The 26423-nt window shown below is 60.7% G+C and carries 23 protein-coding genes; 12 read left to right on the top strand and 11 right to left on the bottom strand.

Annotated elements, in window-relative coordinates:
* Positions 1-120: 120 nt before the first annotated feature.
* Positions 121-1689 carry a phospholipase D family protein gene (locus ACA075_RS29615; protein WP_497296642.1) on the bottom strand — a complete coding sequence of 523 codons (1569 nt, stop codon included), beginning with the start codon at positions 1687-1689 and terminating at the stop codon, positions 121-123.
* 60 nt (positions 1690-1749) lie between these two features.
* On the bottom strand, positions 1750-3183 hold the full coding sequence (locus ACA075_RS29610) for an aminotransferase-like domain-containing protein (RefSeq protein ID WP_497296641.1): 1434 nt from the start codon (positions 3181-3183) through the stop codon (positions 1750-1752).
* Positions 3184-3362: 179 nt separating this feature from the next.
* On the opposite strand from ACA075_RS29610, the gene ACA075_RS29605 reads away from it, so the two are divergent.
* The gene (locus ACA075_RS29605; RefSeq protein ID WP_497296640.1) at positions 3363-3608 is read left to right on the top strand and encodes a DUF1127 domain-containing protein; all 246 of its coding nucleotides are present in this window, start codon (positions 3363-3365) and stop codon (positions 3606-3608) included.
* Positions 3609-3751: 143 nt separating this feature from the next.
* Here ACA075_RS29605 and ACA075_RS29600 read toward each other — a convergent pair whose 3' ends face one another.
* Complete coding sequence (locus ACA075_RS29600) at positions 3752-5044, bottom strand: NAD(P)/FAD-dependent oxidoreductase (protein WP_497296639.1); 1293 nt, start codon at positions 5042-5044, stop codon at positions 3752-3754.
* Between the two features lie 147 nt (positions 5045-5191).
* Here ACA075_RS29600 and ACA075_RS29595 point away from each other — a divergent pair, with 147 nt between their 5' ends.
* Positions 5192-5545, top strand: a complete 354-nt coding sequence (locus tag ACA075_RS29595; RefSeq protein ID WP_497296638.1) for a YkgJ family cysteine cluster protein — start codon at positions 5192-5194, stop codon at positions 5543-5545.
* 139 nt (positions 5546-5684) lie between these two features.
* Here ACA075_RS29595 and ACA075_RS29590 read toward each other — a convergent pair whose 3' ends face one another.
* Positions 5685-6173 carry an Lrp/AsnC ligand binding domain-containing protein gene (locus tag ACA075_RS29590; RefSeq protein WP_010465173.1) on the bottom strand — a complete coding sequence of 163 codons (489 nt, stop codon included), beginning with the start codon at positions 6171-6173 and terminating at the stop codon, positions 5685-5687.
* 157 nt (positions 6174-6330) lie between these two features.
* Between ACA075_RS29590 and dadA the strand changes: the two genes are divergently transcribed.
* The 6 genes from dadA to ACA075_RS29560 all read left to right on the top strand — a co-directional run bounded on the left by dadA (position 6331) and on the right by ACA075_RS29560 (position 12463).
* Positions 6331-7635 (top strand): D-amino acid dehydrogenase, encoded by a 1305-nt coding sequence (dadA, locus tag ACA075_RS29585; protein ID WP_497296637.1) that lies wholly within the window; start codon positions 6331-6333, stop codon positions 7633-7635.
* Positions 7607-7960 (top strand): RidA family protein, encoded by a 354-nt coding sequence (locus ACA075_RS29580; RefSeq protein WP_109626698.1) that lies wholly within the window; start codon positions 7607-7609, stop codon positions 7958-7960. Before dadA ends, ACA075_RS29580 begins: the two co-directional genes overlap by 29 nt.
* 96 nt (positions 7961-8056) lie before the next feature.
* Positions 8057-9130, top strand: coding sequence for an alanine racemase (alr, locus tag ACA075_RS29575; RefSeq protein WP_497296635.1), 1074 nt, complete (start codon positions 8057-8059; stop codon positions 9128-9130).
* A gap of 127 nt (positions 9131-9257) precedes the next feature.
* Positions 9258-9806 carry a cupin domain-containing protein gene (locus ACA075_RS29570; RefSeq protein WP_007947433.1) on the top strand — a complete coding sequence of 183 codons (549 nt, stop codon included), beginning with the start codon at positions 9258-9260 and terminating at the stop codon, positions 9804-9806.
* Positions 9807-9988: 182 nt separating this feature from the next.
* Entirely contained in the window at positions 9989-10405 is a 417-nt protein-coding gene (locus tag ACA075_RS29565; protein ID WP_497299352.1) for a c-type cytochrome, read from the top strand.
* A gap of 135 nt (positions 10406-10540) precedes the next feature.
* Entirely contained in the window at positions 10541-12463 is a 1923-nt protein-coding gene (locus ACA075_RS29560; protein ID WP_497296634.1) for an acetyl-CoA hydrolase/transferase C-terminal domain-containing protein, read from the top strand.
* A 128-nt stretch (positions 12464-12591) separates the two neighbouring features.
* Here the strand turns inward: ACA075_RS29560 and ACA075_RS29555 are convergent, their stop codons facing one another.
* Both ACA075_RS29555 and rep read right to left on the bottom strand, forming a co-directional pair.
* A complete protein-coding gene (locus ACA075_RS29555; protein ID WP_109626693.1) occupies positions 12592-13164 on the bottom strand; it encodes a xanthine phosphoribosyltransferase in 573 nt (190 codons plus the stop codon).
* 70 nt (positions 13165-13234) lie between these two features.
* Positions 13235-15244 (bottom strand): DNA helicase Rep, encoded by a 2010-nt coding sequence (gene rep, locus ACA075_RS29550; protein WP_497296633.1) that lies wholly within the window; start codon positions 15242-15244, stop codon positions 13235-13237.
* Between the two features lie 262 nt (positions 15245-15506).
* On the opposite strand from rep, the gene ACA075_RS29545 reads away from it, so the two are divergent.
* Entirely contained in the window at positions 15507-17180 is a 1674-nt protein-coding gene (locus ACA075_RS29545) for a putative bifunctional diguanylate cyclase/phosphodiesterase (protein ID WP_497296631.1), read from the top strand.
* Positions 17181-17320: 140 nt separating this feature from the next.
* Here the strand turns inward: ACA075_RS29545 and ACA075_RS29540 are convergent, their stop codons facing one another.
* On the bottom strand, positions 17321-18718 hold the full coding sequence (locus tag ACA075_RS29540) for a NorM family multidrug efflux MATE transporter (RefSeq protein WP_219094625.1): 1398 nt from the start codon (positions 18716-18718) through the stop codon (positions 17321-17323).
* Between the two features lie 159 nt (positions 18719-18877).
* On the opposite strand from ACA075_RS29540, the gene ACA075_RS29535 reads away from it, so the two are divergent.
* Together ACA075_RS29535 and ACA075_RS29530 are read left to right on the top strand one after the other, a co-directional pair.
* Positions 18878-19798: a LysR substrate-binding domain-containing protein gene (locus ACA075_RS29535; RefSeq protein ID WP_462029229.1), complete on the top strand. Its 921-nt coding sequence runs from the start codon at positions 18878-18880 to the stop codon at positions 19796-19798.
* Positions 19799-19981: 183 nt separating this feature from the next.
* Entirely contained in the window at positions 19982-21958 is a 1977-nt protein-coding gene (locus ACA075_RS29530) for a methyl-accepting chemotaxis protein (RefSeq protein WP_497296629.1), read from the top strand.
* 91 nt (positions 21959-22049) lie between these two features.
* Here the strand turns inward: ACA075_RS29530 and ACA075_RS29525 are convergent, their stop codons facing one another.
* Positions 22050-22973 carry an ABC transporter six-transmembrane domain-containing protein gene (locus ACA075_RS29525; protein ID WP_497296628.1) on the bottom strand — a complete coding sequence of 308 codons (924 nt, stop codon included), beginning with the start codon at positions 22971-22973 and terminating at the stop codon, positions 22050-22052.
* 115 nt (positions 22974-23088) lie between these two features.
* Between ACA075_RS29525 and ACA075_RS29520 the strand changes: the two genes are divergently transcribed.
* The gene (locus tag ACA075_RS29520; RefSeq protein ID WP_497296627.1) at positions 23089-23676 is read left to right on the top strand and encodes a TetR/AcrR family transcriptional regulator; all 588 of its coding nucleotides are present in this window, start codon (positions 23089-23091) and stop codon (positions 23674-23676) included.
* Here ACA075_RS29520 and ACA075_RS29515 read toward each other — a convergent pair.
* From ACA075_RS29515 to ACA075_RS29505, 3 genes are read right to left on the bottom strand one after another with little or no spacing between them, the layout of a single operon-like run.
* The gene (locus ACA075_RS29515; protein ID WP_497296626.1) at positions 23673-25091 is read right to left on the bottom strand and encodes a vWA domain-containing protein; all 1419 of its coding nucleotides are present in this window, start codon (positions 25089-25091) and stop codon (positions 23673-23675) included. The two genes, ACA075_RS29520 and ACA075_RS29515, sit on opposite strands and share 4 nt — an antisense overlap.
* 57 nt (positions 25092-25148) lie before the next feature.
* On the bottom strand, positions 25149-25655 hold the full coding sequence (locus ACA075_RS29510; protein ID WP_094470009.1) for a hypothetical protein: 507 nt from the start codon (positions 25653-25655) through the stop codon (positions 25149-25151).
* A 4-nt stretch (positions 25656-25659) separates the two neighbouring features.
* On the bottom strand, positions 25660-26391 hold the full coding sequence (locus ACA075_RS29505; RefSeq protein WP_497296625.1) for a hypothetical protein: 732 nt from the start codon (positions 26389-26391) through the stop codon (positions 25660-25662).
* Positions 26392-26423 lie beyond the last annotated feature (32 nt).

Genomic DNA, 26423 nt, shown 5'->3' with positions numbered 1-26423 from the left:
CTGCGCAGCAGTCGCCTATCGGAGCCCCCGTTCAGTCTGAATGAACGGGGCTTCTGGTTTAGGGCCGCTTCGCGACCCAGCGGGAGCAAGCTCCCTCGCCACATTTGATTGGATGCAACGCTACAACATCCGCTCCAGGCCGACCGCCGTGCTGAACCAGGAGTTGAAACGGCGCCACATGCTTCCCGGTTCCTTGGTCAATGTGTGCATTTTGCCGTCATCTTCCGTCTCCCAGACGATCCGGTCATTCTCCAGTTTCACCTGATAGCTCAAGGTCGGCGCCATACCTTCCATGGCCGCTTTGCGCACATGCGCGGCGAGTTCGGGGCTGTCCACCAGAACCCCGACTTCGGTATTCCACAGCACCGAGCGTGGGTCGAAGTTGAATGAGCCGATGAAGGATTTCTGCTGGTCGAAGATCATTGCCTTGCTGTGCAGGCTGGAATCGGAACCCCGGAAGGACTTGCTGTAGAAAATATGCGGTCCGCTGCCGCCGCCTTCGCCGGGCTGGCGGCGCAGTTCGTACAACTTCACGCCATGTTCCAGCAGCGCCCGGCGATAAGGAGCGTAACCGCCGTGCACGGCCGGCACGTCCGTGGCTTCCAGCGAGTTGGTCAACAAACTCACCGACACCCCGGCGTCGGCCCGGCCAGTGAGGTAGACCAGCCCCGGTTGCCCCGGTACGAAGTAGGCCGAGATCATGATCAGCTCTTTGCTGACGCCCGTAAGCTCCGGCGCCAGTTGCGTGGTCAGCAGCAAATGGGGGTCAGGCTCGCCGTCCGACAAGACCTTGCTCGGTGCATCCCACAACGCCTGGTTCCAGGCCCAGATCAGCTCCCGGCGCCAGATGTCCATGCGTGGCTTTGTGGTGTAAGTCATCAACTGCTGATACAGCGCATGATTCTGCTTGCGGGTCTCTTCCAGGGATTCTTCCAGACGCGTGCGGGTGTTTTGCAGGTCCTTTTGCGTCGGTCTGCTCGACAGGAACTCGTCGATCGGCTTGCTCAGCGCGCTGTTCCAGTACTGGTCGAAGCTGTGGCCAAGCTGTTCCGCCACCGGCCCGACACCGAGCATGTCGATGTCGGTGAAATTCAGGTTAGGCTCGGCATCGAAGTATTCGTCTCCCAGGTTGCGGCCGCCGACGATGGCCGCGCTGTTGTCCGCCAGCCACAACTTGTTGTGCATGCGTCGGTGTTGCAGCGACAGGTTGAACAAGCGGCCCATGGTGCGCGTCACGCCCGTGGCGCGACCCAGGTGCAGCGGGTTGAACAGGCGAATCTGGATCTGCGGGTGCGCGGCGAGGGTTGCGATGATCCAGTCCAGACCGTCGCTGGTGGTGTCATCGAGCAGGATTCTCACGCGCACGCCACGGTCGGCGGCCTTGAGCAATTCGTCCACCAGCATCCGCGTGCTGATGCCGTCATGCACGATGTAGTACTGCAAGTCGAGGCTGCTTTGGGCGTTGCGGATCAGCTCGGCACGGGCCATGAAGGCCTCGCTGCTGTTGGACAGCAAGCGAAAGCCGGACTTGCCTTCATGGGGCGCGGCCTGGGCCTGGATTGAGCGGCCGAATGACGAGTCGCTGGCGGGCAGCGCCTGGCTCGGTTCGCGTTGAACATCAAAGCTGGCGCAACCGCCCAGGAACGAGGCGAATAACAGAAGAGCGAGCAGGGGCTGTCTGACTCTCACGTGGGAACGTTCCGATTGGCGGCAATTGTCGGCATATGGACGCTGGTTTCCTGAGAAAGGTCAGTTCGTGATGTGATCCGTTTCCGCGAGCAGTTTGATCGCCGCTGCGCCGACCTTGCGCACGGCCTCTTCGATCAGGGGTGTTGGCTTGGCAGCGTAGTTCATCCGCAGGCAGTTGCGGTACTTGCCCGAGGCGGAAAAGATGCTGCCGACGGCAATCTGTACGCCTTGATCGTGCAGGGCGCGATTCAGTTTCAGGGTGTCGAAGCCGTCCGGCAGCTCAACCCACAACATGAAGCTGCCTTGCGGGCGACTGGCGCGGGTGCCGGCAGGGAAGTAGCGCGTGACCCAGTCGATCATCAGGTCGCGACTGCGTTGGTATTGCGTGCGCATCCGCCGCAAATGCGGTTCGAAATACCCGGCCTTGAGAAATTCGGCAATCGCAATCTGCGGTTGTGGCGCTGTGGAGCCAGTGCTGATGTATTTCATGTGCAACACCCGTTCCAGATAGCGTCCGGGCGCGACCCAGCCAATGCGCAGACCGGGCGCCAGGGTTTTGGAAAAGGAACTGCACAGCAACACGCGGCCGTCCTCGTCGAAGGATTTGATCGTGCGTGGGCGCGGGTAGCTGTAGGACAGTTCGCCATACACATCGTCTTCGATAATCGCCACGTCGAAACGCTGTGCGAGCGTCAACAACGCGCGTTTGCGCGATTCCGGCATGATGTAGCCCAGCGGGTTGTTGCAGTTGGGTGTCAACTGTATGGCCTTGATCGGCCATTGCTCCAACGCCAGTTCGAGCGCGTCGAGGCTGATCCCGGTGATGGGGTCTGTAGGGATTTCCAGGGCTTTCATGCCCAAGCCTTTGAGGGTCTGCATGGCGCCGTGAAAGCTTGGCGAGTCCACCGCCACAATGTCCCCCGGCTCGCAGATGGCGCGAATGCTGGTGGACAGCGCTTCATGGCAACCGGTGGTCACCACCAGGTCATGGGCGGTCAATTGGCAACCGGAATCGAGCATCAGGCGGGCGATCTGTTCGCGCAGTTCGAGGGTGCCGTAGATGTTGTCGTAATACAGACCGGGCATGTCCTGGCGACGGCTGATGCGCGCCAGGTTGCGCAGCAACGGTTTCATGGTCGGCGTGTTGATGTCTGGCATGCCGCGGCCCAGTTGCACGACGTCCTTGCGCGGGACGGCGCGGATCAATTCCAGCACCTGATCCCACTGCGAAATGTCCACCGGACGCTGGGCCGGACGGCCGATGGCCGGCAGCTCCGGTAATTCGCGGCCCACCGGTACGAAGTAGCCGGACTTGGGTTTGGGGGTCGCCAGCCCACTGTCTTCCAGCACGCGATAAGCCTGCTGCACCGTGCTCAGGCTGACCCCGTGCTCGACACTCAACGCTCGCACCGACGGCAGCCGGTCACCGGGGCGATAGAAGCCCTGTTCGATACGGGTGCCGAGCAATTCGGCGAGGTTGACGTAGAGGGTCATGGCGCAGTCTCGGTGTGGGTGATTGGGTTAACCAGTACAGATGGGGCGAAATTATCGGATTCAGACGCTAAATCGAAGAATCTGTATGGAGTTAATACAGTCTCGTTGAATCTGTAATGCTTTTTGCACTCCGCGCATCATGAAAGCTCTGGCTACCCAAGTAAACAGGAGCAATCAAAATGAACGGCTTGAGCGATGTGCGGCTGACGATACACAGTCAGGAACTGGCGGCAGGGCAAATCAACGGCACACGCGAGGCGGTCATGCGCAACGCACCGTCCGGCCTGAGTCGCTGGGGTCTGTTCTGGCATCGCCTGCACACGCGCAAGGCGTTGCTGGCGCTCACACCGGAGCAACTCAGGGATGTCGGGCTGAGTCGGGAGCAGGCGCGGGAGGAGGGGCTTAAGCCTTTCTGGCGGATCTGAGTCTTGCGGTGTTCATGCGGGCCTCTTCGCGGGCAAGCCCGTTCCCACAGGGTTGAGTGGTGAACACAAATTTTGTGGACACCGAAGACCCTTGTGGGAGCGGGCTTGCCCGCGAAGGCGTCGGTACAGGCACTGAAAATCTTTCAGACCAACTCTTTAAGCCGATGCCACAACATCCCCAACGCCAACAACGGAGAGCGCAAATGCTTCCCGCCCGGGAAGGTGATATGCGGCACCTTAGCAAACAGATCAAACCCTCCACCCTGCTGCCCGCTGATCGCTTCAGCCAACAACTTGCCCGCCAAATGCGTGGCATTCACCCCATGCCCGGAATACGCCTGGGCGTAATACACATTCGGCTGGTCCTTGAGCCGGCCGATCTGTGGCAGGCGGTTGGCGCCGATGCCGATCATCCCGCCCCATTGATAGTCGATCTTCACCCCGCCCAGTTGCGGGAAGACTTCCAGCATCTTCGGCCGCATGTACGCGCCGATGTCCTTCGGGTCGCGTCCTGAATAGTGGCAGGCACCGCCGAACAGCAAGCGTCGATCCGCTGAGAGTCGGTAGTAATCCAGGGCCACTCGTTGATCGCAGACCGCCATGTTCTGCGGCAGCAGTGAGTGCGCCAGTTCTTCACTCAACGGCCCGGTGGCAATGATGTAGCTGCCCGCAGGCAGCACTTTGCCGCTGAGCTGCGGGTTGAGTTCGTTGAGGTAGGCGTTGCAGCCCAGCACCAGCGTCCTGGCGCGAACCGAACCTTGGGCGGTATGGACCTTTACTTCGGGGCCGTAATCGATGCGGGTCACCGCCGAGTGTTCGAACAGCTTCGCGCCCAGCTGCTGCGCGGCGGCCGCTTCGCCCAAGGCCAGGTTAAGCGGGTGAAGATGGCCCGAGCCCATGTCGATCAGGCCGCCGACGTAGCGGTCCGAACCCACCACGCTGTGCATTTCATTGGCTTGCAGCAGCCGGGTTTCGTAGCGGTAGCCAAGGCTGCGCAGCTCTTCGGCGTCTTCGGCGAAACCCTCGAGGTCGCGAGGCTTGTTCGCCAGGTCGCAATAACCCCAGGTCAGGTCGCACGGAATCTGAAAACGCTCGACTCGCTGGCGGACGATTTCCACCGCTTCCAGGCCCATGAGTTTCATCTGGCGCACGCCGTCCGCACCGATTACGTTGGCAAACTGATCGAGGCCATGACCGACGCCACGAATCAATTGCCCGCCATTGCGTCCGCTGGCACCCCAGCCGATCTTGTGCGCTTCCAGCAAGATCACGCTGAGGCCGCGTTCGGCCAGCTCAAGCGCCGCGTTCAGCCCGGAAAACCCGCCGCCGACCACGCATACGTCCGCTACCAGATCGCCTTGCAGCGCCGGATGATCGGGCTGCGGCAGGCTGCTGGCGGCGTAGTAAGAGGCAGTGTGCTGGGCACGGGCATTCATGTGAGCGTCCCTGATTCGTGTGTCTATAAAATTTGACGGAGCATAAGCCGGACCTTCCGGCACGGGCAACACTGGTCGGTTGAGGCTGTCTGGATCGCGGCTTTTGCGTCAGACTCCCGGTCTATTCCGCTTTTGGTTACCGCTTCGATGAGCTGCAACAGTCAGAAAATTCGCACGCTGCGCCAGCAGATCCCCTCGTTCGAGTGCGTGCCCGGCTGCCATGACTGCTGTGGGCCGGTGACCACCTCGCCGGAAGAAATGTCCCGCCTGCCGCGCAAGACCCGGGCCGAGCAGGATGCGGCGATGGATGAGCTCAACTGCGTGCACCTGGGGCCCAATGGCTGCACGGTGTATGACGAGCGGCCGCTGATCTGCCGGCTGTTTGGTACCACCAAGACCTTGCCGTGCCCGAATGGGCGTGGGCCGGTGGAGCTTATTCATCCGCGGGTTGAGAAGCAGATTCATGAGTACATGGTGTCTACTCGGCAGGTCCTCGTCTGAGGGAAGACCGAGTTGCCTGTAATCGCTAGCAGGCTAGCTCCCACACTGGATCTGTGTGTACGCCGAATTTCTGACCACTGAAGATCAACTGTGGGAGCTAGCCTGCTAGCGATGGGGTCTGAACAGACACCACAAAGCCTCAATCCGGAATCGGCAGGCACAAACTCTCCTTCACCTCTTCCATCACGATATAGCTCTTCGATTCCCGCACATGCGGCAGCTTGAGCAAAATGTCGCCCAGCAGCTTGCGGTAGGAAGCCATCTCGGAAATCCGCGCCTTCACCAGGTAGTCGAAATCCCCCGACACCAAATGGCACTCCAGCACATGGGGCAGTTTCAGCACCGCACGTCGGAACTCTTCGAAAGTATCGCCGGATTTGTAGTCGAGACTGATCTCGACGAACACCAGGAGACTACCCTTGAGGTGCTGCGGATTGAGCCGGGCGTTGTAGCCCATGATGATCCCTTCGCGCTCCAGCCGCCGGACCCGCTCGGTACACGGCGTGGTCGAGAGCCCGACCTTTTCCCCAAGCTCGGTGAAGGAGATGCGCCCGTCCGCTTGCAGGATCCGCAGGATGTTGCGGTCGATCTTGTCCAGCTCACGTTTGGTTTGAGTGTTGGTACGCATAGGGGATGCGCCTCCGTGAAAAGGGTTTTTGCCGAGAATTCTCGCCAAATATAGGCAGTTATATAGTGAAAAGCACTGCCTAATCTTTTTTACACTGCGCACATCAATGCTCTACAACTACGAACGTCAGCGGCAAGCCGCGATGAGGGATATGAAAATGCGCGTTATGGTCTTGGGTAGCGGCGTCATCGGTACCACCAGTGCTTATTATCTGGCGCGTGCCGGGTTCGAAGTGGTGGTGGTGGACCGTCAGCCAGCCGCTGCCATGGAGACCAGTTTCGCCAACGCCGGGCAGGTATCGCCGGGTTATGCCTCGCCGTGGGCCGCACCGGGCGTGCCGCTCAAGGCCATCAAGTGGCTGTTGCAGCGCCACGCACCGCTGGCGATCAAGGCCACCGCCGACATCGGCCAATACCTGTGGATGGCACAGATGCTGCGTAACTGCACCGCCAGCCGTTATGCGGTGAACAAAGAGCGCATGGTCCGTCTGTCCGAGTACAGCCGTGACTGCCTCGACGAATTGCGCGCTGAAACCGGCATTGCCTACGAAGGCCGCAGCCTGGGTACGACCCAACTGTTCCGCACCCAGGCTCAACTGGACGGCGCCGCGAAAGACATCGCCGTACTGAAAGAGTCCGGCGTGCCGTTCGAACTGCTGGACCGCGCTGGCATTGCCCGCGTTGAGCCGGCCCTGGCCAGCGTCACCGATATCCTCGCCGGTGCCCTGCGCCTGCCGAACGACCAGACCGGCGATTGCCAGATGTTCACCGTTCGACTGGCCGAAATGGCTGTGAAACTGGGCGTGGAGTTCCGTTTCGGCCAGGACATTCAGAAGCTCGACTTCGCCGGTGATCGCATCAACGGTGTGTGGATTGACGGCAAGCTGGAAACCGCCGACCGCTACGTGCTGGCACTCGGCAGCTATTCGCCGCAACTGCTCAAGCCGCTGGGTATCAAGGCCCCGGTGTATCCGCTCAAGGGTTACTCCCTGACCGTGCCGATCACCAACCCGGCGATGGCCCCGACTTCGACCATTCTCGACGAGACCTACAAGGTCGCGATCACCCGCTTCGACAACCGTATCCGCGTCGGCGGCATGGCTGAAATAGCCGGTTTTGACCTGTCGCTGAACCCGCGTCGGCGCGAAACCCTGGAGATGATCGTCAACGACCTTTATCCTCAGGGCGGCGATCTGGCCCAGGCGAGTTTCTGGACCGGTCTGCGTCCGACCACCCCGGACGGCACGCCGATCGTTGGCGCCACCCCGTTCAGCAACCTGTTCCTGAACACCGGTCACGGCACGCTCGGCTGGACCATGGCGTGCGGCTCCGGCCGTTTGCTGGCTGACCTGATGGCGAAGAAAACGCCGCAGATCAGCGCCGAAGGCCTCGATATTTCCCGTTACGGCACCAAACTTCAGGAGTCCGCAAAACATGTCAATCCAGCGCCAGCTCACCAATGAGCGCATGAGCCAGATCGTTGTCCACAGCGGCACCGTCTATCTGGCAGGGCAAGTCGGCGACGACATGAGTGCCGGGATTGAACAGCAGACCCGTGAAACCCTCGCCAATATCGAACGTTTGCTCGATCTGGCAGGCACCGACAAGAGCCGTTTGCTGTCGGTCACGATTTACCTGAAAGACATCGACGCGCATTTCGAAGGCATGAACGCGGTGTGGGACAAGTGGCTGCCAAAAGGCGTCGCCCCGGCCCGCGCCACCGTTGAGTCGAAACTGTGCGAACCGGAAATCCTGGTTGAGCTGTCGGTTGTAGCCGCTCTGCCATAAGCCTGTCAGAAAGATCCCTCTCCCGGTGCTGTTGGCGGTTCACGCCGTCAGCCAGCGCCGGTTTTTATTCCCATGACCGCCTAGAAGCCTGCCGCCATGCGTCCAGCCCGTGCCCTGATCGACCTTCAAGCCTTGCGTCACAACTACCAGATCGCCCGTGAAGTCACGGGGGCAAAGGCCCTCGCGGTGATCAAGGCCGATGCCTACGGCCATGGTGCGGTGCGTTGCGCCCAGGCGCTGGAAGCCGAGGCGGACGGGTTTGCCGTGGCTTGCATCGAAGAAGCGTTGGAGCTGCGCGCAGCGGGTATCCGGGCGCCGGTGTTGTTGCTGGAAGGTTTTTTCGAAGCCGATGAGCTGTCGCTGATCGTCGAGCATGATTTCTGGTGCGTGGTGCATTCGTTGTGGCAGCTCGAAGCTATCGAGAACGCCGCGTTGAGCAAGCCGATCACGGTCTGGCTCAAGCTTGATTCGGGCATGCACCGGGTGGGTTTGCATCCAAAGGATTATCAGGCGGCTTATCAACGGCTGCTGGCCAGCGGCAAGGTGGCGAAGATTGTCTTGATGAGCCACTTCGCCCGCGCCGATGAGCTGCACGAGCAGGCCAGCTCCGAGCAGGTCGCGGTATTTGAAGCGGCACGTAAAGGTTTGTCGGCCGAGATCAGCCTGCGCAATTCGCCGGCGGTACTCGGTTGGCCGCAGATTCCGAGCGATTGGGTTCGCCCGGGCATCATGCTCTACGGCGCCACGCCGTTTGAAGAAGCCAACGCCGTGCCCTCCCGTTTGCAGCCGGTGATGACCCTGGAATCGAAAGTGATCTGCGTGCGTGAACTGCCGGCCGGCGAGCCGATCGGTTACGGCGCCAAATTCATCACCCCCAAGACGATGCGCGTCGGGGTGGTGGCCATGGGTTATGCCGATGGTTACCCGCGTCAGGCACCGACCGGCACGCCAGTGTTGGTCGCCGGGCAGCGCAGCCAGTTGATTGGTCGCGTGTCGATGGACATGCTCTGCATCGATCTGACCGATGTGCCGCAGGCCGGCCTGGGTTCGACCGTCGAGTTGTGGGGCAAGAACATCCTCGCCAGCGAGGTGGCTGCTGCCGCTGACACGATTCCTTATCAGATCTTCTGCAACCTGCGCCGGGTTCCAAAGCTCTATTCCGGGGCTTAGGTCAAAGCGTCCCGACCGAAAGTCGCTTCACCGAACAGGATTCAGGTCCAAGTGTTGTAAATACTGAACGCTGTCGCCATGATATCGCTCAATATTCCAACAACCTGAATCCCTGGAGGCTCCAGCATTGGACGTCGGTGAACGACTGCAATCCATCCGTAAGCTCAAAGGTCTTTCCCAGCGTGAGCTCGCCAAGCGCGCGGGCGTCACCAACAGCACGATTTCGATGATCGAGAAGAACAGCGTCAGTCCCTCGATCAGTTCGCTGAGGAAAGTACTGGGCGGGATTCCCATGTCCATGGTCGAGTTCTTTTCCGAAGAAATCCTGCAGGAAAAACCGACGCAGATCGTCTACAAAGCCAACGAGCTGATCGATATTTCCGATGGCGCAGTGACCATGAAACTGGTCGGTCGGGCGCACCCGAGCCGGGCTATCGCCTTCCTCAATGAAATCTATCCGCCTGGCGCCGACACCGGTGACGAGATGCTCACCCATGAGGGCGAGGAAACCGGCATTTTGGTGGAAGGCCGACTGGAACTGGTGGTAGGGCTCGAAACTTTTGTGCTCGAAGCCGGCGACAGCTACTACTTTGAAAGTACCAAGCCACACCGTTTCCGTAATCCGTTCGACGCGCCGGCGCGACTAATCAGCGCAGCCACGCCCGCGAATTTCTAAGAGAAGAGGCGTCCTGCCAGCATGGCGGAGGTACCCGAACCGTTTTTCCATTGCGCAACAAGACCCCTTCGACTTTGGGGTTGTTTCAGTGTGACGGGGTTACCGTTATACTTGCGCCCGCCTGCGAACCGTGGCCGTAGGCGTGACTAGCCACCATTGAGGGTGAACGCGTGAATCTAATTATGAAAATGCTGGCCGTACCAGCAACCGTATTGGCCCTATGGGCAGTCAGCGCACAAGCAGCGACCAACGACGATATTGCAAAACGCCTTGAACCAGTCGGCCAGGTCTGTGTGACGGGTCAAGAGTGCAAGGGGATGGAAGTGGCCGCTTCCGCTGGTGGTGGTGGCGGAGCCAAAACCCCGGACGAAGTGGTTGCAAAACATTGCAACGCTTGCCACGGTACAGGCCTGTTGGGCGCGCCGAAAATCGGTGACACGGCAGCGTGGAAAGAACGTGCCGATCACCAGGGCGGCCTCGACGGCATCCTGGCCAAAGCCATTACCGGTATCAACTCGATGCCACCTAAGGGCACCTGCGCCGATTGCTCCGATGCCGAGCTCAAAGGCGCGATCCAGAAAATGTCCGGCTTGAAATAAGCGTTCATCTTCAGCAAAAAGCCGCTTTCGAGCGGCTTTTTTGTGCCTGCGATTTACTGCCCAAGACTGTTCATTGCAGCAAAGACCCGGCAAGCTCGGTCCAACCCCAATTCACGGAATGTAAGGGAGGATCAGATGGTGCAGCTGTGTTCTATCGAGCAAGCGGTCGATGACGTATTGGCGCGGTTGCCGGCGCATATCCACATGGGCCTGCCACTCGGTCTGGGCAAACCCAACCACTTCGTCAACGCACTGTTCCAGCGCATCGCGCAATTGCCCGAACGACAGCTGACGATCTACACCGCTCTGTGCCTGGGCCGTCCTGCCTTGGGTGACGGTTTGCAAAAGCGCTTTCTCGAACCCTTTATCGAGCGGGTCTTTGGCGATTATCCGGAACTGGATTTCCTCGCCGGCCTGCACAAGGACAGCCTGCCGGCGAACATCCATATCCAGCAGTTTTTCATGCAGCCTGGCAGCCTGCTCCATAGCGCGTCGGCCCAGCAGGATTACGTGAGCAGCAACTACAGCCACGCCGCGCGGGACATCAATGCCGCTGGCTTGAATATCGTGGCGCAACTGGTGGCCAGCCACTCCGAGCATCCGGATCGACTGAGCCTGAGTTGCAACCCGGACATCACCCTCGACCTGTTTCCGATGATCGCCAAACGGCGGGCGGCGGGGGAGACGATTCTGTTGGTGGGCCAGGTCCACAACGACTTGCCCTACATGCCCGGTGACGCCGAAATCGGCATCGACGCGTTCGACTTTTTAATCGACGAGAAGGACAACACCACGTTGTTCTCCACGCCGAACATGCCGGTGGGCTTTCAGGATCACTTCATCGGCTTGCACGCCAGTACGCTGGTACGCGATGGCGGCACCTTGCAGATCGGCATCGGTGCCATGGGCGATGCTCTGACCGCGGCGTTGCTGGCGCGCCAGGCCGACAATGCCGGTTACAAAGCGTTGCTGGCGGATATCAATCTCAGCCAGTGGGCGCAGTTGATCGACCGCGAAGGCGGCATCGAACCGTTCGCCAAGGGCCTTTACGGGTGCAGCGAAATGTTCGTCAACGGCTTGCTGGTGCTGGCCGACGCCGGGATCGTGCGGCGCAAGGTCTACCCGGACGTACCGACCCAGCAGCAGGCCAATGCCGGCACCCTCGACGAGGCCGCGCAAACGGACGGCATCAGCGTGCATGGCGGGTTTTTCCTCGGGCCACGCAGTTTCTACGAGCGCCTGCGCGAGCTACCGCAAAGCAAGCGCCTCGAATTCAATATGACCCGCATCAGCTACATCAACGAGCTCTACGGTCAGGAAGAGCTCAAACGCTTGCAGCGCCTGGATGCGCGCTTTATCAACACCGTGTTCACCATGACCCTGCTCGGCGCAGGTGTGGCTGATCAGCTTGAAAGCGGGCGCGTGCTCAGCGGCGTCGGCGGGCAATACAACTTTGTTGCCCAGGGCCATGCGCTGGAAGGCGCGCGGTCGGTGCTGTTGTTGCGTAGCTGGCGCGAGGCGGGTGGTGAGGTCAGTTCGAACATTGTCTGGGAATACGGGCACTGCACGATCCCGCGGCATTTGCGTGACATCGTGGTCACCGAATACGGCATCGCCGATCTGCGCGGCAAGACCGACGCGGCAGTGATCGAGGCGTTGCTGAATATCAGCGACTCTCGCTTCCAGCCGGGCCTGATCGAGCAGGCGCAAAACGTTGGCAAATTGCCGAAAAATTTCCGCATCGATCCGCGTTTTGCCGACAACAGCCCGGAGCGCTTGCAGGCGATTCAGGCGCTCCATCCGAATCTGTTTCCGGAGTATCCGCTGGGGTGTGATTTCACTGAGGTGGAGAGGGATTTGTTGCGGGCGCTGAATTGGTTGAAGAGCAAGTTCAAGCTGACGGAGATTCTTGAGTTGGGCAAAGCCGCGCTGGATGCGCCCGAGGCTTCGGCGTTTCCCGAGCATTTGGCACGCATGCAGCTGACCAACCCTGAGGGGTTGAAAGAGGACCTGTTTCAGCGGTTGCTGCTCACCGGCCTCAAAGCCACCGTGCAATAACAGCCAACACAAAACAACTGTGGGAGCCAGCCTGCTGGCGATGGCTGTCTGTCAGTCATGAAGGTTTTGACTGACACAACGCCATCGCCAGCAGGCTGGCTCCCACAGGGGAAATGCGGTGTGGCGGGTTATTCGATGAAGGTGACGACGCCATCCTTCAGCGACTGCACACGAGCCAGCGACTCAACCCGATAACCCTGCGCATCCAGTTCCGCACGCCCACCCTGGAACGACTTCTCGATCACGATCCCCAAACCGGCCACGGTCGCACCGGCCTGTTTGATGATCGAGATCAGCGCCTGCGATGCCTTACCGTTGGCCAGGAAGTCATCGATGATCAGCACGCGGTCGCTGCTGGTCAGGTGGCGCGGGGAGATGGCCACGGTGCTTTCGGTCTGCTTGGTGAACGAGTAAACGGTCGCCGACAGCAGGTTTTCAGTCAGGGTCAGGGACTGATGCTTGCGGGCGAAAATCACCGGCACGCCGAGGTTCAGGCCGGTCATGATCGCCGGGGCGATGCCCGAAGCTTCGATCGTGACGATCTTGGTGATCCCCGAGTCCTTGAACAGCGCGGCGAACTCGTCGCCGATCAGCTTCATCAGAGCCGGGTCGATCTGGTGGTTCAAAAAGGCGTCGACCTTCAAGACCTGATCGGAAAGCACAATGCCTTGTTCGCGGATTTTCTGGTGCAGTGCTTCCATGAAGCGTTCCTCTACTGGCGCCATGTGCGCCTAGCTTGTCTAAAAGTGTTCGGTTAAAAAGTGCTCAATTCTAGCGCTTTAACATCGCCCGTATATCCGCCAATGCGGTATTGCCGCGAACGGCTTTGACTTCGACAGGCGTGTCGTCGGTGCCTTCCCACGCCAGGTCGTCCGGCGGCAGCTCATCCAGGAAGCGGCTCGGCGCGCAGTCGATGATCTCGCCGTATTGCTTGCGCTTGGCGGCGAAGGTGAAGGCCAGCGTCTGACGCGCCCGGGTAATCCCGACGTAGGCCAGACGGCGCTCTTCTTCGATGGTGTCGGCTTCGATGCTGGAGCGGTGCGGGAGGATTTCCTCTTCCATGCCCATGATGAACACGTAAGGGAATTCCAGACCCTTGGAGGCGTGCAAGGTCATCATCTGCACGCCTTCGGCGCCGTCTTCTTCTTCCTGCTGACGTTCCAGCATGTCGCGCAGGACGAGTTTGCCGATGGCATCCTCGACGGTCATCTCGCCTTCTTCGTCTTTCTCCAGGGTGTTTTTCAACGCCTCGATCAGGAACCAGACGTTGCCCATGCGGTAATCGGCGGCCTTGTCGCTGGAGCTGTTGGTGCGCAGCCAGTTCTCGTAGTCGATGTCCATGACCATGCTGCGCAGCGCGGAGATCGGGTCTTCGCCGGCGCACTGCTCGCGGACCTTGTCCATGAAGCGCTTGAAGCGCGACAGGCGATCGGTGAAGCGCGCATCCAGATGTTCGCCCAGACCGATTTCGTCGGTGGCGGCGTACATCGAGATTTTTCGTTCGGTGGCGTAATTGCCAAGCTTTTCCAGCGTGGTCGAACCGATCTCCCGGCGTGGGACGTTGATCACCCGCAGGAAGGCGTTGTCGTCGTCCGGGTTTACGATCAGGCGGAAGTAGGCCATCAGGTCTTTCACTTCCTGACGTCCGAAAAAGCTGTTGCCGCCGGACAGTCGGTAAGGAATCTGGTGGTGCTGCAGCTTCAGCTCGATCAGCTTGGCCTGGTAGTTACCGCGATACAGGATCGCGAAATCGCTGTAAGGCCGGTCCGTGCGCAAGTGCAGGGTCAGCAGTTCCACGGCCACGCGCTCGGCTTCAGCGTCTTCGTTGCGGCAACGGATCACGCGGATTTCGTCGCCGTGGCCCATCTCGCTCCACAGCTGTTTTTCGAATTCGTGCGGGTTGTTCGAGATCAGCACGTTGGCGCAGCGCAGGATGCGGCTGGTGGAGCGGTAGTTTTGCTCGAGCATGACGACTTTCAGGGACGGGTAATCGTCCTTGAGCAGCATCAGGTTTTCCGGGCGGGCGCCGCGCCAGGCGTAGATCGACTGGTCATCGTCACCGACCACGGTGAACTGGTTGCGTGTGCCGATCAGCAGTTTCACCAGCAAATACTGGCTGGCGTTGGTGTCCTGGTATTCGTCCACCAGCAGGTAGCGGACTTTGTTCTGCCATTTTTCGAGGATGTCGGCGTGTTCCTGGAACAGCTTCACCGGCAACAGGATCAGGTCGTCGAAATCCACCGCGTTGAACGCCTTGAGCGTGCGCTGATAGTGGGTGTAGACGATGGCGGCGGTCTGTTCCTTGGGATTGCGTGCGTTTTCCAGGGCTTCGGGCGGCAGGATCAGGTCGTTTTTCCAGGAGCCGATCATGTTCTTGATCTCGTCGACGCCGTCGTCGCCCGAGTATTCCTTCTGCATGATGTCGGTCATCAAGGCTTTGACGTCGGTCTCGTCAAAGATCGAGAAGCCCGGCTTGTAGCCCAGGCGAACATGTTCCTTGCGGATGATGTTCAAGCCCAGGTTGTGGAAGGTGCACACCGTCAGGCCACGGCCTTCGCCGCCCTTGAGCAGGGTGCCGACCCGTTCTTTCATCTCGCGCGCCGCCTTGTTGGTGAAGGTCATGGCGACGATGTATTGGGCGCGGATGCCGCAGTTCTGGATCAGGTGCGCAATTTTGCGGGTGATCACGCTGGTCTTGCCGGAGCCTGCACCGGCGAGCACCAAAAGAGGGCCGCCGACGTAGCTCACGGCTTCTTGCTGCCGGGGATTGAGTCGGGACATACGGAATCAGGGAGTCATTTGTGAAATGGGCCGGCATTTTAACAGGCTCAGCGAATTGTGCTGCTCTCTCCGACTTGTGACGCAGCACGCTATCTCTATTTGCCGGTTTTGATACTTTCAAGCAGGATGCACGGTGAATGTGCGGCTAATGTTCGTATTCCAGACACAAAGCCTCGTTTGATAACTGATGTCATTTGGTCATTGGTTACCGGCGCGGCATAATGCCCGCCGCCTACATCTTTGCAGAGTCTAGGGAGCTAGCTTGTCTACGCCTGTCGAACCCTTGCGTTTGCTGCTACTGGCCGAAGAGCCAGCGTGGGCAGCGTTGTTGCGCGAGTGTCTGGCTCCGATGGGGAGCTCGGCCGTGCTCATCAGCGCGCCGAGCTGGGAGTCGGTCAGCAGTCTGTTCGATGACAACCGCAACGCGGTGTTGTTGACCATTCCTGCGCTTCAGCCTCTGCCTGGCCGTTGCAGCCTGCCGACGGTGTTGCTGCTTGAGCACGAGCCCCTGACGCCGCCCGATGGCGTGAGCGACTGGCTGGTGCGCGATCATCTTGATCCCGGCATGTTGCGCCGGTGCCTGCGGCATGTGCGCGAACGTGGCTTGCTGGAACACACCCTGCAACGCCTGGCTGAGCAAGATCCGCTCACCGGTATCGCCAACCGTCAGGGCTTCCAGACCTTGCTGGCCGCGCGTCTGGCGGAAAACGACGGTCGCGGCCTGGCCCTCGGTCACCTTGATCTCGACAACTTCCGTCACGCCAACGATGCCCTCGGCCACCAGGCCGGCGACCGGTTGATCCTGCAAGTGGTCGCGCGGCTGAAAAGCCAGCTTGAGGCCGGCGATCAACTGGCGCGGCTGGGCAGTGACGAATTCGCCCTGCTGATCGACACCCGCCGCGCGCCTCAGCGTGCCGAATGGATGGCCGAACGCATCACCGAAGCCCTGGCCGAGCCTTACTGGGTCGACGGCGAAAGCCTGTTGATCGGTTCCAGCCTGGGCATTGCCCACGCCCGGGTCCAGGCCGGTGCCGACCCGCTGATGTGGCACGCGCACATCGCCATGCAGCAAGCCAAGAGCACTCAGGGCTGCACCTTTCATATCTTCAACGAACGCATCAACCGCAATGCCCGTAGCATGGCCGACCTCGAAAGCGAGCTGCGTAGGGCGTTGCGCCGTGACGAACTGGAGTTGCATTACCAGCCGCGTCTGAACCTTGAGGACGGGCAGATCGTCGGCCTCGAAGCCCTGGTGCGCTGGCGACATGCCGAACGCGGTTTGCTGGCGCCCAGCGAGTTCGTGCCGCTGGCCGAGCAGAGCGGTTTGATCGTGCCGCTCGGTTACTGGGTGATTTCCCGGGCCCTGCGGGACATGCAGGCACTGCGCGAACGTGGTTTGCCGGCGCTGCACATGGCGATCAACCTGTCGTTCCGGCAGTTTCAGGACAGCCAATTGCTGTCGACCCTGAGCCGGCTGATCGCCGAGCGTGGTGTCGAGGCGCAATGGCTGGAGTTCGAGCTGACCGAAACCGCCGTCATGCGCCGCAGCGATCTGGTGAAGCAGACCATGGACGCCCTCGGCCGCCTGGGCGTGCGCTTCTCGCTGGATGACTTCGGCACCGGGTTCTCGTCCTTCGTGCACCTCAACAGCCTGCCGATTGCCTTGCTCAAGGTCGACAAGAGCTTTGTCGGCGGCATGGAAGAGCGGGAAGAAAATCGCAAACTGGTCCACGCGATGATCAACCTGGCGCACAACCTCAACCTTGGAGTGGTGGCCGAAGGCGTGGAGACGGTGGAGCAACTGGAGTTATTGCGCGGGTTTGGTTGCGATCAGGTGCAGGGGTATCTGATCAGCAAACCGCTCCCGTTGGCGGAGTTGGTTGAGTACCTGACGTTCGGCAGCAGCCAGCAGCCCGTCCTGGAAGTCGTGAACTAACCACGCGCAAATGTTGGAGCTTTTGTGGCGAGGGAGCTTGCTCCCGCTCGGCTGCGAAGCAGTCGCAATGCTTTTGGGGCCGCTGCGCGACCCAGCGGGAACAAGCTCCCTCGCCACAAAGCCCGCTCCTACAGGGGGTCTCAGTCTGGCTGAGCGATTTGGAAACTGGCCCCTGACGACGGCTCGCGCCGAATCATCCGCTTCATCTTCCACTCAAACGCCAGCGTCAGGCTCACCGCCGCGCACGCCAACCCCAGCGCCAATCCCCACCAGACGCCCGTCGGACCCCAGTTCAAGTTGAACGCCATCCACCACGCCGCTGGCGCACCGATCAGCCAATAGCAACCCAGCCCGACCAGGAACGTGGTCTTGGCGTCCTTGAGCCCGCGGATGCAGCCCATGGCGATGGTTTGCGTGCCGTCGAACAGCTCGAACCACGCCGCCACCGCCAGCAGGCTCACGGCCAGATTGATGACGTCTCGAAAGGCCGGGTCGTTGTGGTCCAGGAACAAGCCGATCAACTGATTCGGCAGGAACCAGAAGACCATGGCAAAACCCAGCATCGCCGCCGCGCCAAAGGCGATACCGACCCGTCCGGCCAGCCGCGCGTCCAGCAACTGCCCGGCGCCGTAGTGCTGGCCGATGCGCATGGTGATCGCATACGAAAGCCCCGCCGGAATCATGAACGCCACCGAAACAATCTGCAGGGCGATCTGGTGTGCCGCCAGTTGCGTACTGCCCATGGTGCCCATGCACAGCGCGGCGAACGCAAACAACCCGACTTCCACCGCGTAGGTGCCGCCAATGGGCAGGCCGAGGCGCCACAGCTCTTTCAGGTACTGGCGGTTAGGCCGCGACAAACCCTGGCGCAGCGGATAAGCGTCGTAGGCCGGATGCCGACGGATGTGCAGCGCCAGCGCCACGGCCATCAGGTTGGCGACAATCGCCGTGACCAGCCCGATGCCCACCAGGCCCATTTTTGGCAAGCCGAACATCCCGGTGATCAACGCATAGTTGAGCAGGAAGTTGGCCACGGTGCCGCCGAGGCTGATGACCATCACCGGGGTCGCCCGGCCGATGGCGCTGGTGAAACCGCGCAGGGCCATGAAGCTCAGATAGCCGGGTAGGGCGAACGGCAGGATTAGCAGGAACTGCCCGGCAGCCTGGACGTTGGTTTCGGTCTGGCCAAACAGCAGCAGCACCGGTTTTAGGTTCCACAGCAGTAACCCGGCCACCAGCGCCATCAACCACGCCAGCCACAAACCGGCCTGGGTCAGTCGCGCGGCGCCGACGATATCGCCCGCGCCCTGACGGATCGCCACCAAGGTGCCGACCGCCGCGATCACGCCGATGCAGAAGATGGAAACGAACGAGTAAGTCGCCGCGCCCAGGCCACCACCGGCCAGCGCTTCGGGACTCAGGCGCGCCATCATCAAGGTGTCGGTGAGGACCATCAGCATGTGCGCCAACTGCGAGGCAATCAACGGCCCCGCCAGCCGCAGGATGGCCCAGAGTTCGGTACGTGCTGGATGCTGCATGGTCATCACGCCTCGGTTATCAGAGTAAACAGGAGAGAGCCGATTCTCGGCGCTCTGCGGGCTTTTCACAAAGGGATAAAAAGGATGGGTGGCATGAGTCAAACTCATGCTGGCAAGTTTCTGCTAACGTGGCGTAACCGCGCTATAGGAGCTTTCCCAATGTCCCGTCGTCTTCCTCCCTTGTATGCCCTGCGCGCATTCGAAGCGGCGGCGCGGCATAGCTCGTTTACCCGCGCCGCTGAAGAACTGTCGATCACCCAAAGCGCGGTCAGTCGACACATTCGTACCCTCGAAGAGCATTTCGCCTGCCGGCTGTTTCACCGCAGCGGGCGCAACCTGCAACTGACCGAGTCGGCGCGGTTGATCCTGCCTGGCATCCGTGAAGGGTTTACCGCGCTCGAACGCGCCTGCAACACCCTGCGCGCCGAAGACGACATCCTGCGCATGAAAGCCCCGTCGACGTTGACCATGCGTTGGCTGTTGGCGCGCCTGAGTCGCTTCCGGCACTTGCAACCGGGCAACGAAGTGCAATTGACCAGTGCCTGGATGGACATCGACACCGTGGACTTCAACCACGAACCCTTCGACTGCGCCGTCATCCTCAGCACCGGGAATTTTCCACCGGACTGGGAGGCGACGCTGCTGTTCCCGGAAGAACTGATTCCGGTGGGCGCGCCGAACCTGATGGACGATCAACCGTGGGATGTCGCGCGTCTGGCCAGCACTGAGCTGCTGCACCCGGCACCGGACCGGCGTGACTGGCGCACGTGGCTGCAACGCATGGGTCTGGCCGATCAGGTCTCGCTCAAGGGCGGGCAAGTGTTTGACACGCTGGAATTGGGCATGATCGCCGCCGCCCGAGGCTACGGCGTGTCCATGGGCGATTTGCTGATGGTGGCGGAGGATGTCGCGCAGGGTCGTCTGAGTTTGCCGTGGCCGACGGCTGTCGCCAGCGGTGAGCATTATTACCTCGTCTGGCCGAAAACCCGCCCGGGAGGTGAACGTTTGCGCCGCCTCAGCGACTTTCTGCAAGGGGAGGTCCGGGCCATGGATTTACCGGATGTAGAACGCTTGAGCTGAATCGATGGAGCCCCTGCAATAGAGGCCTTGCGCCATATCCCGGCTAATTACTCAAGTATTCAGGTTTGCCGCCGAAAATCTGCAGGTGGGACCTTCGTGCAGGTTCCCTGTAATTCCCTTATTAGAATTTTGCCGAGTGTGCATCGTGATCAGGATGATCCGGTCACTCGGCCAGGAGCTGTCATGTCTCAACCTCGTGCCCGGATCGCCTCACAGCTTGGTCTTGCGCTTGCCGTGATACTGGCGATTGTCATCACTGGCAGTACCGTGTTCGCCTTGCGTTCGCTGGACACCGCCAACCTCGCCACCCGCGAAGAGCACTTGGCCAGTGAGGCCCGGTTGCTGGCCGATCAGTTGAGTACCTTTCACGGCACGTTGCGTGAAAGCACCCAGCGCCTGAGCGGTCTGTTCGAGAAGCGATTCAGCGCCGGCTTGAGCGTGCACCCGGATGAGCCGGTGGCGGTGGCCGGTGTGCAGACCCCGGGCTTGCACCTGGGCAGCGAAGTGTTGAACAACAACTTCAAGGAAGTGGACGAGTTCAAGCAGATGACCGCGGGCGTTGCGACGGTGTTTGTGCGCAGCGGCGAAGACTTCATCCGCGTCAGTACGTCCTTGAGCAAGCAAGACGGCAACCGGGCCATCGGCACCTTGCTGGACCACGCTCACCCGGCCTATGCACGCTTGATGGCGGGACAGAGCTATGTCGGTCGCGCCTTGCTGTTCGACCGCTCCTACATGACGCAATACACGCCTGTACGCGACAGCAGCGGTAAGGTGATTGCCGTGCTGTTCGTAGGATTCGATTACACCGACGCGCAGAACGCGCAGTTCGAGAATCTCAAACGCTTCCGTATCGGCCAGACCGGTTCGCTGGCGCTGCTCGATGAGCAGAAGAAGTGGTTGGTGCCGATTGCCGGCGTGCAAGCGCTGGATCAAGCGGTCCCGGCTATCGTCGATCTGGCGAAAACGCCGGGCAAGGGTGATTTCTGGAGCGACAAGTCCGAAGACTTCTACAGCGTGGCCGTGCCGTTCGATGGCGGCCCGTGGTCGGTGGTGGCGAGCATGCCGAAAGCCGAAATCAGCGCCGTGACCTGGAGCGTCGGCATTCAATTGGCCATCGGCAGTCTGCTGGCGATGTTGATCGCCGTCGGCTCGGCGGTCTGGCTGCTGCGCAGCAAACTCGCACCGCTGGGTGATCTGGTGCGTCAGGCAGAAGCCTTGGGCGCCGGTGATTTGAGCGTGCGCCTGAACGTGACGAGCAATGACGAAATCGGTCAGCTGGCCCGTGCCTTCAACCAGATGAGCCAGGCCTTGTCGACCATGGTCGAGCACATCCGCAAGGCCTCGGGCGAAGTCAACAGCCGCGCCCAGGCGTTGTCCGGCCTGTCCGGCGGTGCCTATGAAGGGATGGAGCAGCAGTCGGGCGAAATCACCAGCATGGCCGGCGCCGTGGAAGAGTTCAGCGCAACCTCGCTGAACATTGCCGACAACATGGGCAACACCCAGCGTCTGGCGCAGGAAAACGCACAGCAAACTCAGATCGGTCGTACATCGATGGACGAGGCGTCCTCGTCTCTGGAACAAATCGCCGGCGCGTTGAACAGCACCGCCACCGTGATCAATACCTTGGGGCAGCGATCCCAGGAAATCGGCGGCATCGTCGGGGTGATTACCTCGATCGCCGATCAAACCAACCTGCTGGCGCTGAACGCGGCCATCGAAGCGGCCCGTGCCGGTGAGCAGGGTCGTGGTTTTGCGGTGGTTGCCGACGAGGTGCGTAACCTGGCTTCGCGTACACGTCAGGCCACTGATGAAATTTCCGGGATGATTCAAAGCATCCAGCAGGAAACCGGCAATGCGATCAGCACCATGGAACAAGGCAACGTGCTGATGCAGGAAGGTCTGTCACGCAACGCCAACGTAGCCTCGGCCCTGGCGCGGATCGATGAGCAGAGCCGTTCGGCTGGCCAGCAATTTGCGGCGATCACCACCGCGACCCAGGAGCAGAGCAGCACTGCGACATTGCTCAGCAGCAACCTGCAAAGCATCGCGTTGGCAAACAGCGAGCAGCGGGAAGTGGTGTCGAACCTGGCCGTGACCGCTAAAGAGCTGGAGAAGCTGGCCGCGGACTTGCGCCATGAGGTTGATCGTTTTCGTTGAGTCGCCTCTGTAACAACTATCGCGAGCAAGCTCGCTCCCACAAGGTCACAACTGAACCTGTGGGAGCGAGTCCGCTCGCGATGGCATCACCTTAATCCTCAAGCTTATCCCCAAGCCCCGGATCAACCCGCTTGCCGATATCCTTCAACCGCGCCAACTGATCCACCATCGACGGCGCTTCGTCCAGACTGCTGACAAACGTCCACAGATACGTCATCACCGCATACACATGCCCCGCCTTCACCGCCGGCGCCAGCGCCAGCTGACTGATGGCTATCACAAACAACACCGCCGCCACCGAGCCTACAAACAGATAGGCGATTGCCTCACGGTCCGAGAGCCAGATTCGCAGCCGCGACAGCACTCGATAATGACGCTGCAACGTGTCAGCGCCGACTTTCTCGACCAGACCGATCTCTTTCTCCAGCCGATCATTCAACCGCTCATGCAGCTCCTGATTGCGCCGGGCGAACCGTGGGAGCAAGGTCATGCACAACAGCAACGCCCCCAGGCAGGCCAGGCCAATCCACGGTTCGATCACCAGCAGCATCACCGCCGCGCCGACAATCGACACCAACGCCGTGGCGATGGTCGGCACATGTTTCTCGAAGAAATCCACGAATTCACGCGCCAGCACCACCCGCGCCGCCGATGCGGAAGTGCTCTGGTTTTGCAGGCGCTGATTGAGGATGACCGGCACGGCGAGGTCGGCATAGATCCGCGTGAACGTGCGCGTATCCACCGCCCTGCGTGCCGCCCCGACCACCCAGAACGCCAACACCACCAGTGCATAAAACAGCGCACTGGTGGCATCGCCGCGGATGATCGAGTCCACGGCGAAGCCGGCAAACAGCGGATACGCCAACAGCAGCGCGTTCTCCAGCGCCACCAGCGATAACGTAAAAAACAGCTTTCCGGGATAGGCCCTGGCGATGGCCTTGAGCGTCTGGCTGGCGGATTGCTGACCGAGTTTTTTGCTTTCATCGATCAGGATGCGTGGGGTGACGGCTGTCATGGGTGCACCAAAAGGAAGATAAACGCTACTATTGAGCGACTGCTCAAGTATCCTTGAGCGACCGCTCAAGAAGCAAGCGCCGTCCATCTACCCGGCGCCACGAGGTCATTTCAAAATGTCGCGCACTGAACGCAAAGACCAGATCATCGCCGCCGCACTGGAGCTGTTTCGCAGCAAAGGTTTCGCTGATGTGTCTACCCGTGATCTGGCTGAACACGCCGGACTGTCACGCAGTCACGTTTATCACTACTTCACGGACTGGAAGGAGTTGCGACGCGAAGCCTTCATACGTTTTTCCAACGAGCAGCTGGAAGAAGTCCACGCACCGCTGGTCGGCGTTGCACCTTTGACGGCGTTGCAGGATTTTCTGAAGGATTGCCTGCCGGCCTCCGCCGATGATGGCTGGGCGTTGTGGCTGGACGCGTGGGATGAAGCGATGCACGACGCCGAACTGGCTGCCGCCTACCTGGTCGTCAACACCCAATGGCAGGCGATGCTGGCGCAGATCATCGAGCAAGGTGTCGTCACTGAGGTGTTTCGCTGCGCTTCACCCGAGCGGGCAGCGCGGCAGATTTTTGCGCAAGCGATGGGCTACGCCGATGATTTGTTGTTGCAGCCTTCATCCAAGGCCGCCGAAGCGGCCCTGGATGAAGTCATGGAAGTCGCCGCGTTGTTACTGGGGTTTGCCCGGGCAGACGACTAATCACACTTGGCATTGCTCGACACTTCCTTGCTCGCCAGTTTCAACTGTTTGCCCAGCTCCGCCGCATTGGTGCTGCTGTAAACCCGGCCGCCGGTGTTTTCAGCGATGCAACGTGACGGGCCGCCGGCACCGATTTTCACTACGTTGACCCGCAGCCGCGGTTGATCCCTGGCGATTTGGCGGGACACGGCGCACACGTCTTTCTGGCAACCGTCCTCACCGTCGACGAACATCACGATCACGGCATCGTTATTGCGCCCGTCGACGGTGCTTGCGGCGTGGGCCAGGCTGTCGGCCAGCGGTGTGCCGTCGTTGGGCACCAGGCCTTGAATCCCGTTGATCAGCCGCTGGCGGTCGCCAAACTTGAACACGCCCTGGTCCGGCGTTCTTTCGCAGCCGGCGAAGGTGATGAGGCGCGTGTCGATCTTCGGGTCCAGCCCGTTGATCATCCCGGCCAGCGAGTCCTTGGCGACGTCCATGCGGCTCGGTTTGGCGAAGATCTGCATGGTGCGGTTCGCGTCCAGGTACTTGTTCAGCTCATTGCCGAAGAACCAGTCCTCGTCGGCTTTCACTGACTTGATGTTCAAATCCATCGAGCCCGAAGTGTCGAGCACCACCACAAATTGCGGGATCTCTGCGTTCGGTGCTTTTTTGCGGCAAGCGAAGTTGTCCAGCGTCGGGGCCGGTGGCGGGGCGGCCACGACCGGTTTGGGTGGAGGGACGGGCTTGGGTGCCGGTACCGGTTCTGGCACGGGTTCTGGCTCGGGTTCCGGTTCTGGTTCTGGAACCGGCTCGGGTTCCACGACAGGCTCGGGAACAGGCTCGACCGGTTTCTCGACTGGCGTCACCACTGGCGCTACAGGTGGGACCACGACGACGGGTTCACGGTGCATAAACCACCAGTAAGCCCAGAGCGCCAGAAGCAGCAACAGCAGCGCCAGCAAGGCCGCCGCGATCCACCAGCCGCGACGCGACGGCGGTACGACCGGCACCACCGGAACCACCGGCGGCACGATCGGTTTGGGTGGACGCTGGTTCCAGCGCACCACCAGCGGCTCGCCGTTGAGGCTGTAGAGTTTGTCTAGCTCGGGCGTGCCGAGCAGGCTGCGCAGGTCATCCGCTACCGTGGGCTGACCGCGTTTTTGCAGTTCGTCCGCCAGCTGTCCAAGGGACGTCTGACGCACTTCATAGGTTTCCAGCAAACGTCGTTGCGCGTCCTCGTTGAGGTCGGCATAGGGCGTGGGTTGACCACCCAGTTCGGTCCACCATTCCAGCACATCACCGCTGCCCATTCGCGGGATGGCGAAGAGGCTGGCGACGGTCGGCGGAAAGTGTTTCTGGATGAGGGCGACTTTGGCTTGCAGCGCACTCATCCCCTCTGGTGTGGCTTGCGCATCCCTGATGACCCGCTGCATGACGACGATTCCTGAAAAGGGTGCAGGCCGCCATCGGCAGGCCTGCGGGGTGAAAAGTTACTCTTCGTAACCGAGGCTGAATTGCAGCTGATTCACTTTCTTCTGCAAGGCCTTCAGTTGTTCCTGCTTGGCAGCCAGTGTCGCGGGTGAGGTCTTGGTCACGGGCGCCGCCTGCGAGGCCTTGAGCTGCTGCTCAAGCCCGGCAATCTGCTTCTGCACCTGGCTTTCATTGCCATGCCGGGCCTTGAGCGAGGTCAACAACTGGCCCAGTGACTGGTTCAGCGCCGCCTGGGACTTCTGCTGGCTGGCCAGGTCGGTCTTGGTGCTCAGCTGCTGGGCCTGAATGTTCTCGTACACCTGGCGGAACATCGCGTTTTCCTGACGGGACGCGGTCAGGGCCAGTTCCTTCTGCTTGACCTGGTCGCTATAACCACCAGAGTAGTCGCAGTTCATCTTGGTCAGCATGCTGCTGTCGCGATTGGTCGCATCGCATTCGCCCGGCTTCGTCGCGCAACCGCTCAGGGCCAGGACGGCGGTGAGGACCGCCAGCTGTCGTAGAGTCATGTGCTTAACCCAGGGTGATCGCGGAACGCTGGTTGTACAGACCGTCGACTTCCTTTTGCAGGGCGGCGACTTTCTGGTTCATTTTCATGATGTTCATGTCCACCTGCTTGATCTCGGCACCGGCGCCTTGTGCACGCTCGGCATCCGCCACTTTGGTGTACTCGGTGACCTTGTTGCGCATGTTGCCGAGGTCTTTACGCAGACGTGCGATGTTCGAATCGATCTCGGCGATTTGCACTTGGGCCTTGGCCTTGTCGACTTTCTTGTTGGCGATGTCCTTTTTGATCTGGGCGATTTGCGCCTGGTCATCATTGATGACTTGCTGAGCGGTCGCGGTACGGGCGATCACGTTCTGGGTGTCTTGCTCGACGTCGCTGTTCATCTTCGCCAAGCGGGTGGTGGTGTCGGAGTATTCGCTGCGACGTTGATCCAGGTAGTAGTTCGCGCCCATGGCCACGCCACACGCGGTAATCCCGGCGGCGATGGCGCAGACCGCCTTGTTGCTGCTATTGGACAGTGCGCAACCGAGGATGCCGACACCGGCGCCGACCGCACAGGCCTGGTAACCGGATTTGCTAAAGAACTCTGCGTCATTGCCTTGGGTCAGGCGCGGGTCGGCACCCTCGCTGCCACCGAGCATCGAGCTGCCAGTGTTGGCACAACCGGTCAGCAGCAGGCTGCCAGTGAGGACAAAAGCGATCTGAAGCTTGAAGCGAGTCCAAAGGCTGCGCGACATGGTGAAACTCCTTGGTGACGGTGTTGGCTGTT

It is taken from the genome of Pseudomonas sp. LBUM1663 (assembly GCF_059695905.1).
This window is presented reverse-complemented; position numbering and strand designations above follow the sequence as displayed.

Coding starts and splice junctions, on each gene's coding strand:
- ACA075_RS29610 (WP_497296641.1), bottom strand. CDS start 3,183: ATGACCCTCTACGTCAACCTCGCCGAATTGCTCGGCACCCGTATCGAA.
- ACA075_RS29605 (WP_497296640.1), top strand. CDS start 3,363: ATGAACGGCTTGAGCGATGTGCGGCTGACGATACACAGTCAGGAACTG.
- ACA075_RS29600 (WP_497296639.1), bottom strand. CDS start 5,044: ATGAATGCCCGTGCCCAGCACACTGCCTCTTACTACGCCGCCAGCAGC.
- ACA075_RS29595 (WP_497296638.1), top strand. CDS start 5,192: ATGAGCTGCAACAGTCAGAAAATTCGCACGCTGCGCCAGCAGATCCCC.
- ACA075_RS29590 (WP_010465173.1), bottom strand. CDS start 6,173: ATGCGTACCAACACTCAAACCAAACGTGAGCTGGACAAGATCGACCGC.
- dadA (WP_497296637.1), top strand. CDS start 6,331: ATGCGCGTTATGGTCTTGGGTAGCGGCGTCATCGGTACCACCAGTGCT.
- ACA075_RS29580 (WP_109626698.1), top strand. CDS start 7,607: ATGTCAATCCAGCGCCAGCTCACCAATGAGCGCATGAGCCAGATCGTT.
- alr (WP_497296635.1), top strand. CDS start 8,057: ATGCGTCCAGCCCGTGCCCTGATCGACCTTCAAGCCTTGCGTCACAAC.
- ACA075_RS29565 (WP_497299352.1), top strand. CDS start 9,989: ATGAAAATGCTGGCCGTACCAGCAACCGTATTGGCCCTATGGGCAGTC.
- ACA075_RS29560 (WP_497296634.1), top strand. CDS start 10,541: ATGGTGCAGCTGTGTTCTATCGAGCAAGCGGTCGATGACGTATTGGCG.
- ACA075_RS29555 (WP_109626693.1), bottom strand. CDS start 13,164: ATGGAAGCACTGCACCAGAAAATCCGCGAACAAGGCATTGTGCTTTCC.
- rep (WP_497296633.1), bottom strand. CDS start 15,244: ATGTCCCGACTCAATCCCCGGCAGCAAGAAGCCGTGAGCTACGTCGGC.
- ACA075_RS29540 (WP_219094625.1), bottom strand. CDS start 18,718: ATGCAGCATCCAGCACGTACCGAACTCTGGGCCATCCTGCGGCTGGCG.
- ACA075_RS29535 (WP_462029229.1), top strand. CDS start 18,878: ATGTCCCGTCGTCTTCCTCCCTTGTATGCCCTGCGCGCATTCGAAGCG.
- ACA075_RS29530 (WP_497296629.1), top strand. CDS start 19,982: ATGTCTCAACCTCGTGCCCGGATCGCCTCACAGCTTGGTCTTGCGCTT.
- ACA075_RS29525 (WP_497296628.1), bottom strand. CDS start 22,973: ATGACAGCCGTCACCCCACGCATCCTGATCGATGAAAGCAAAAAACTC.
- ACA075_RS29520 (WP_497296627.1), top strand. CDS start 23,089: ATGTCGCGCACTGAACGCAAAGACCAGATCATCGCCGCCGCACTGGAG.
- ACA075_RS29515 (WP_497296626.1), bottom strand. CDS start 25,091: ATGCAGCGGGTCATCAGGGATGCGCAAGCCACACCAGAGGGGATGAGT.
- ACA075_RS29510 (WP_094470009.1), bottom strand. CDS start 25,655: ATGACTCTACGACAGCTGGCGGTCCTCACCGCCGTCCTGGCCCTGAGC.
- ACA075_RS29505 (WP_497296625.1), bottom strand. CDS start 26,391: ATGTCGCGCAGCCTTTGGACTCGCTTCAAGCTTCAGATCGCTTTTGTC.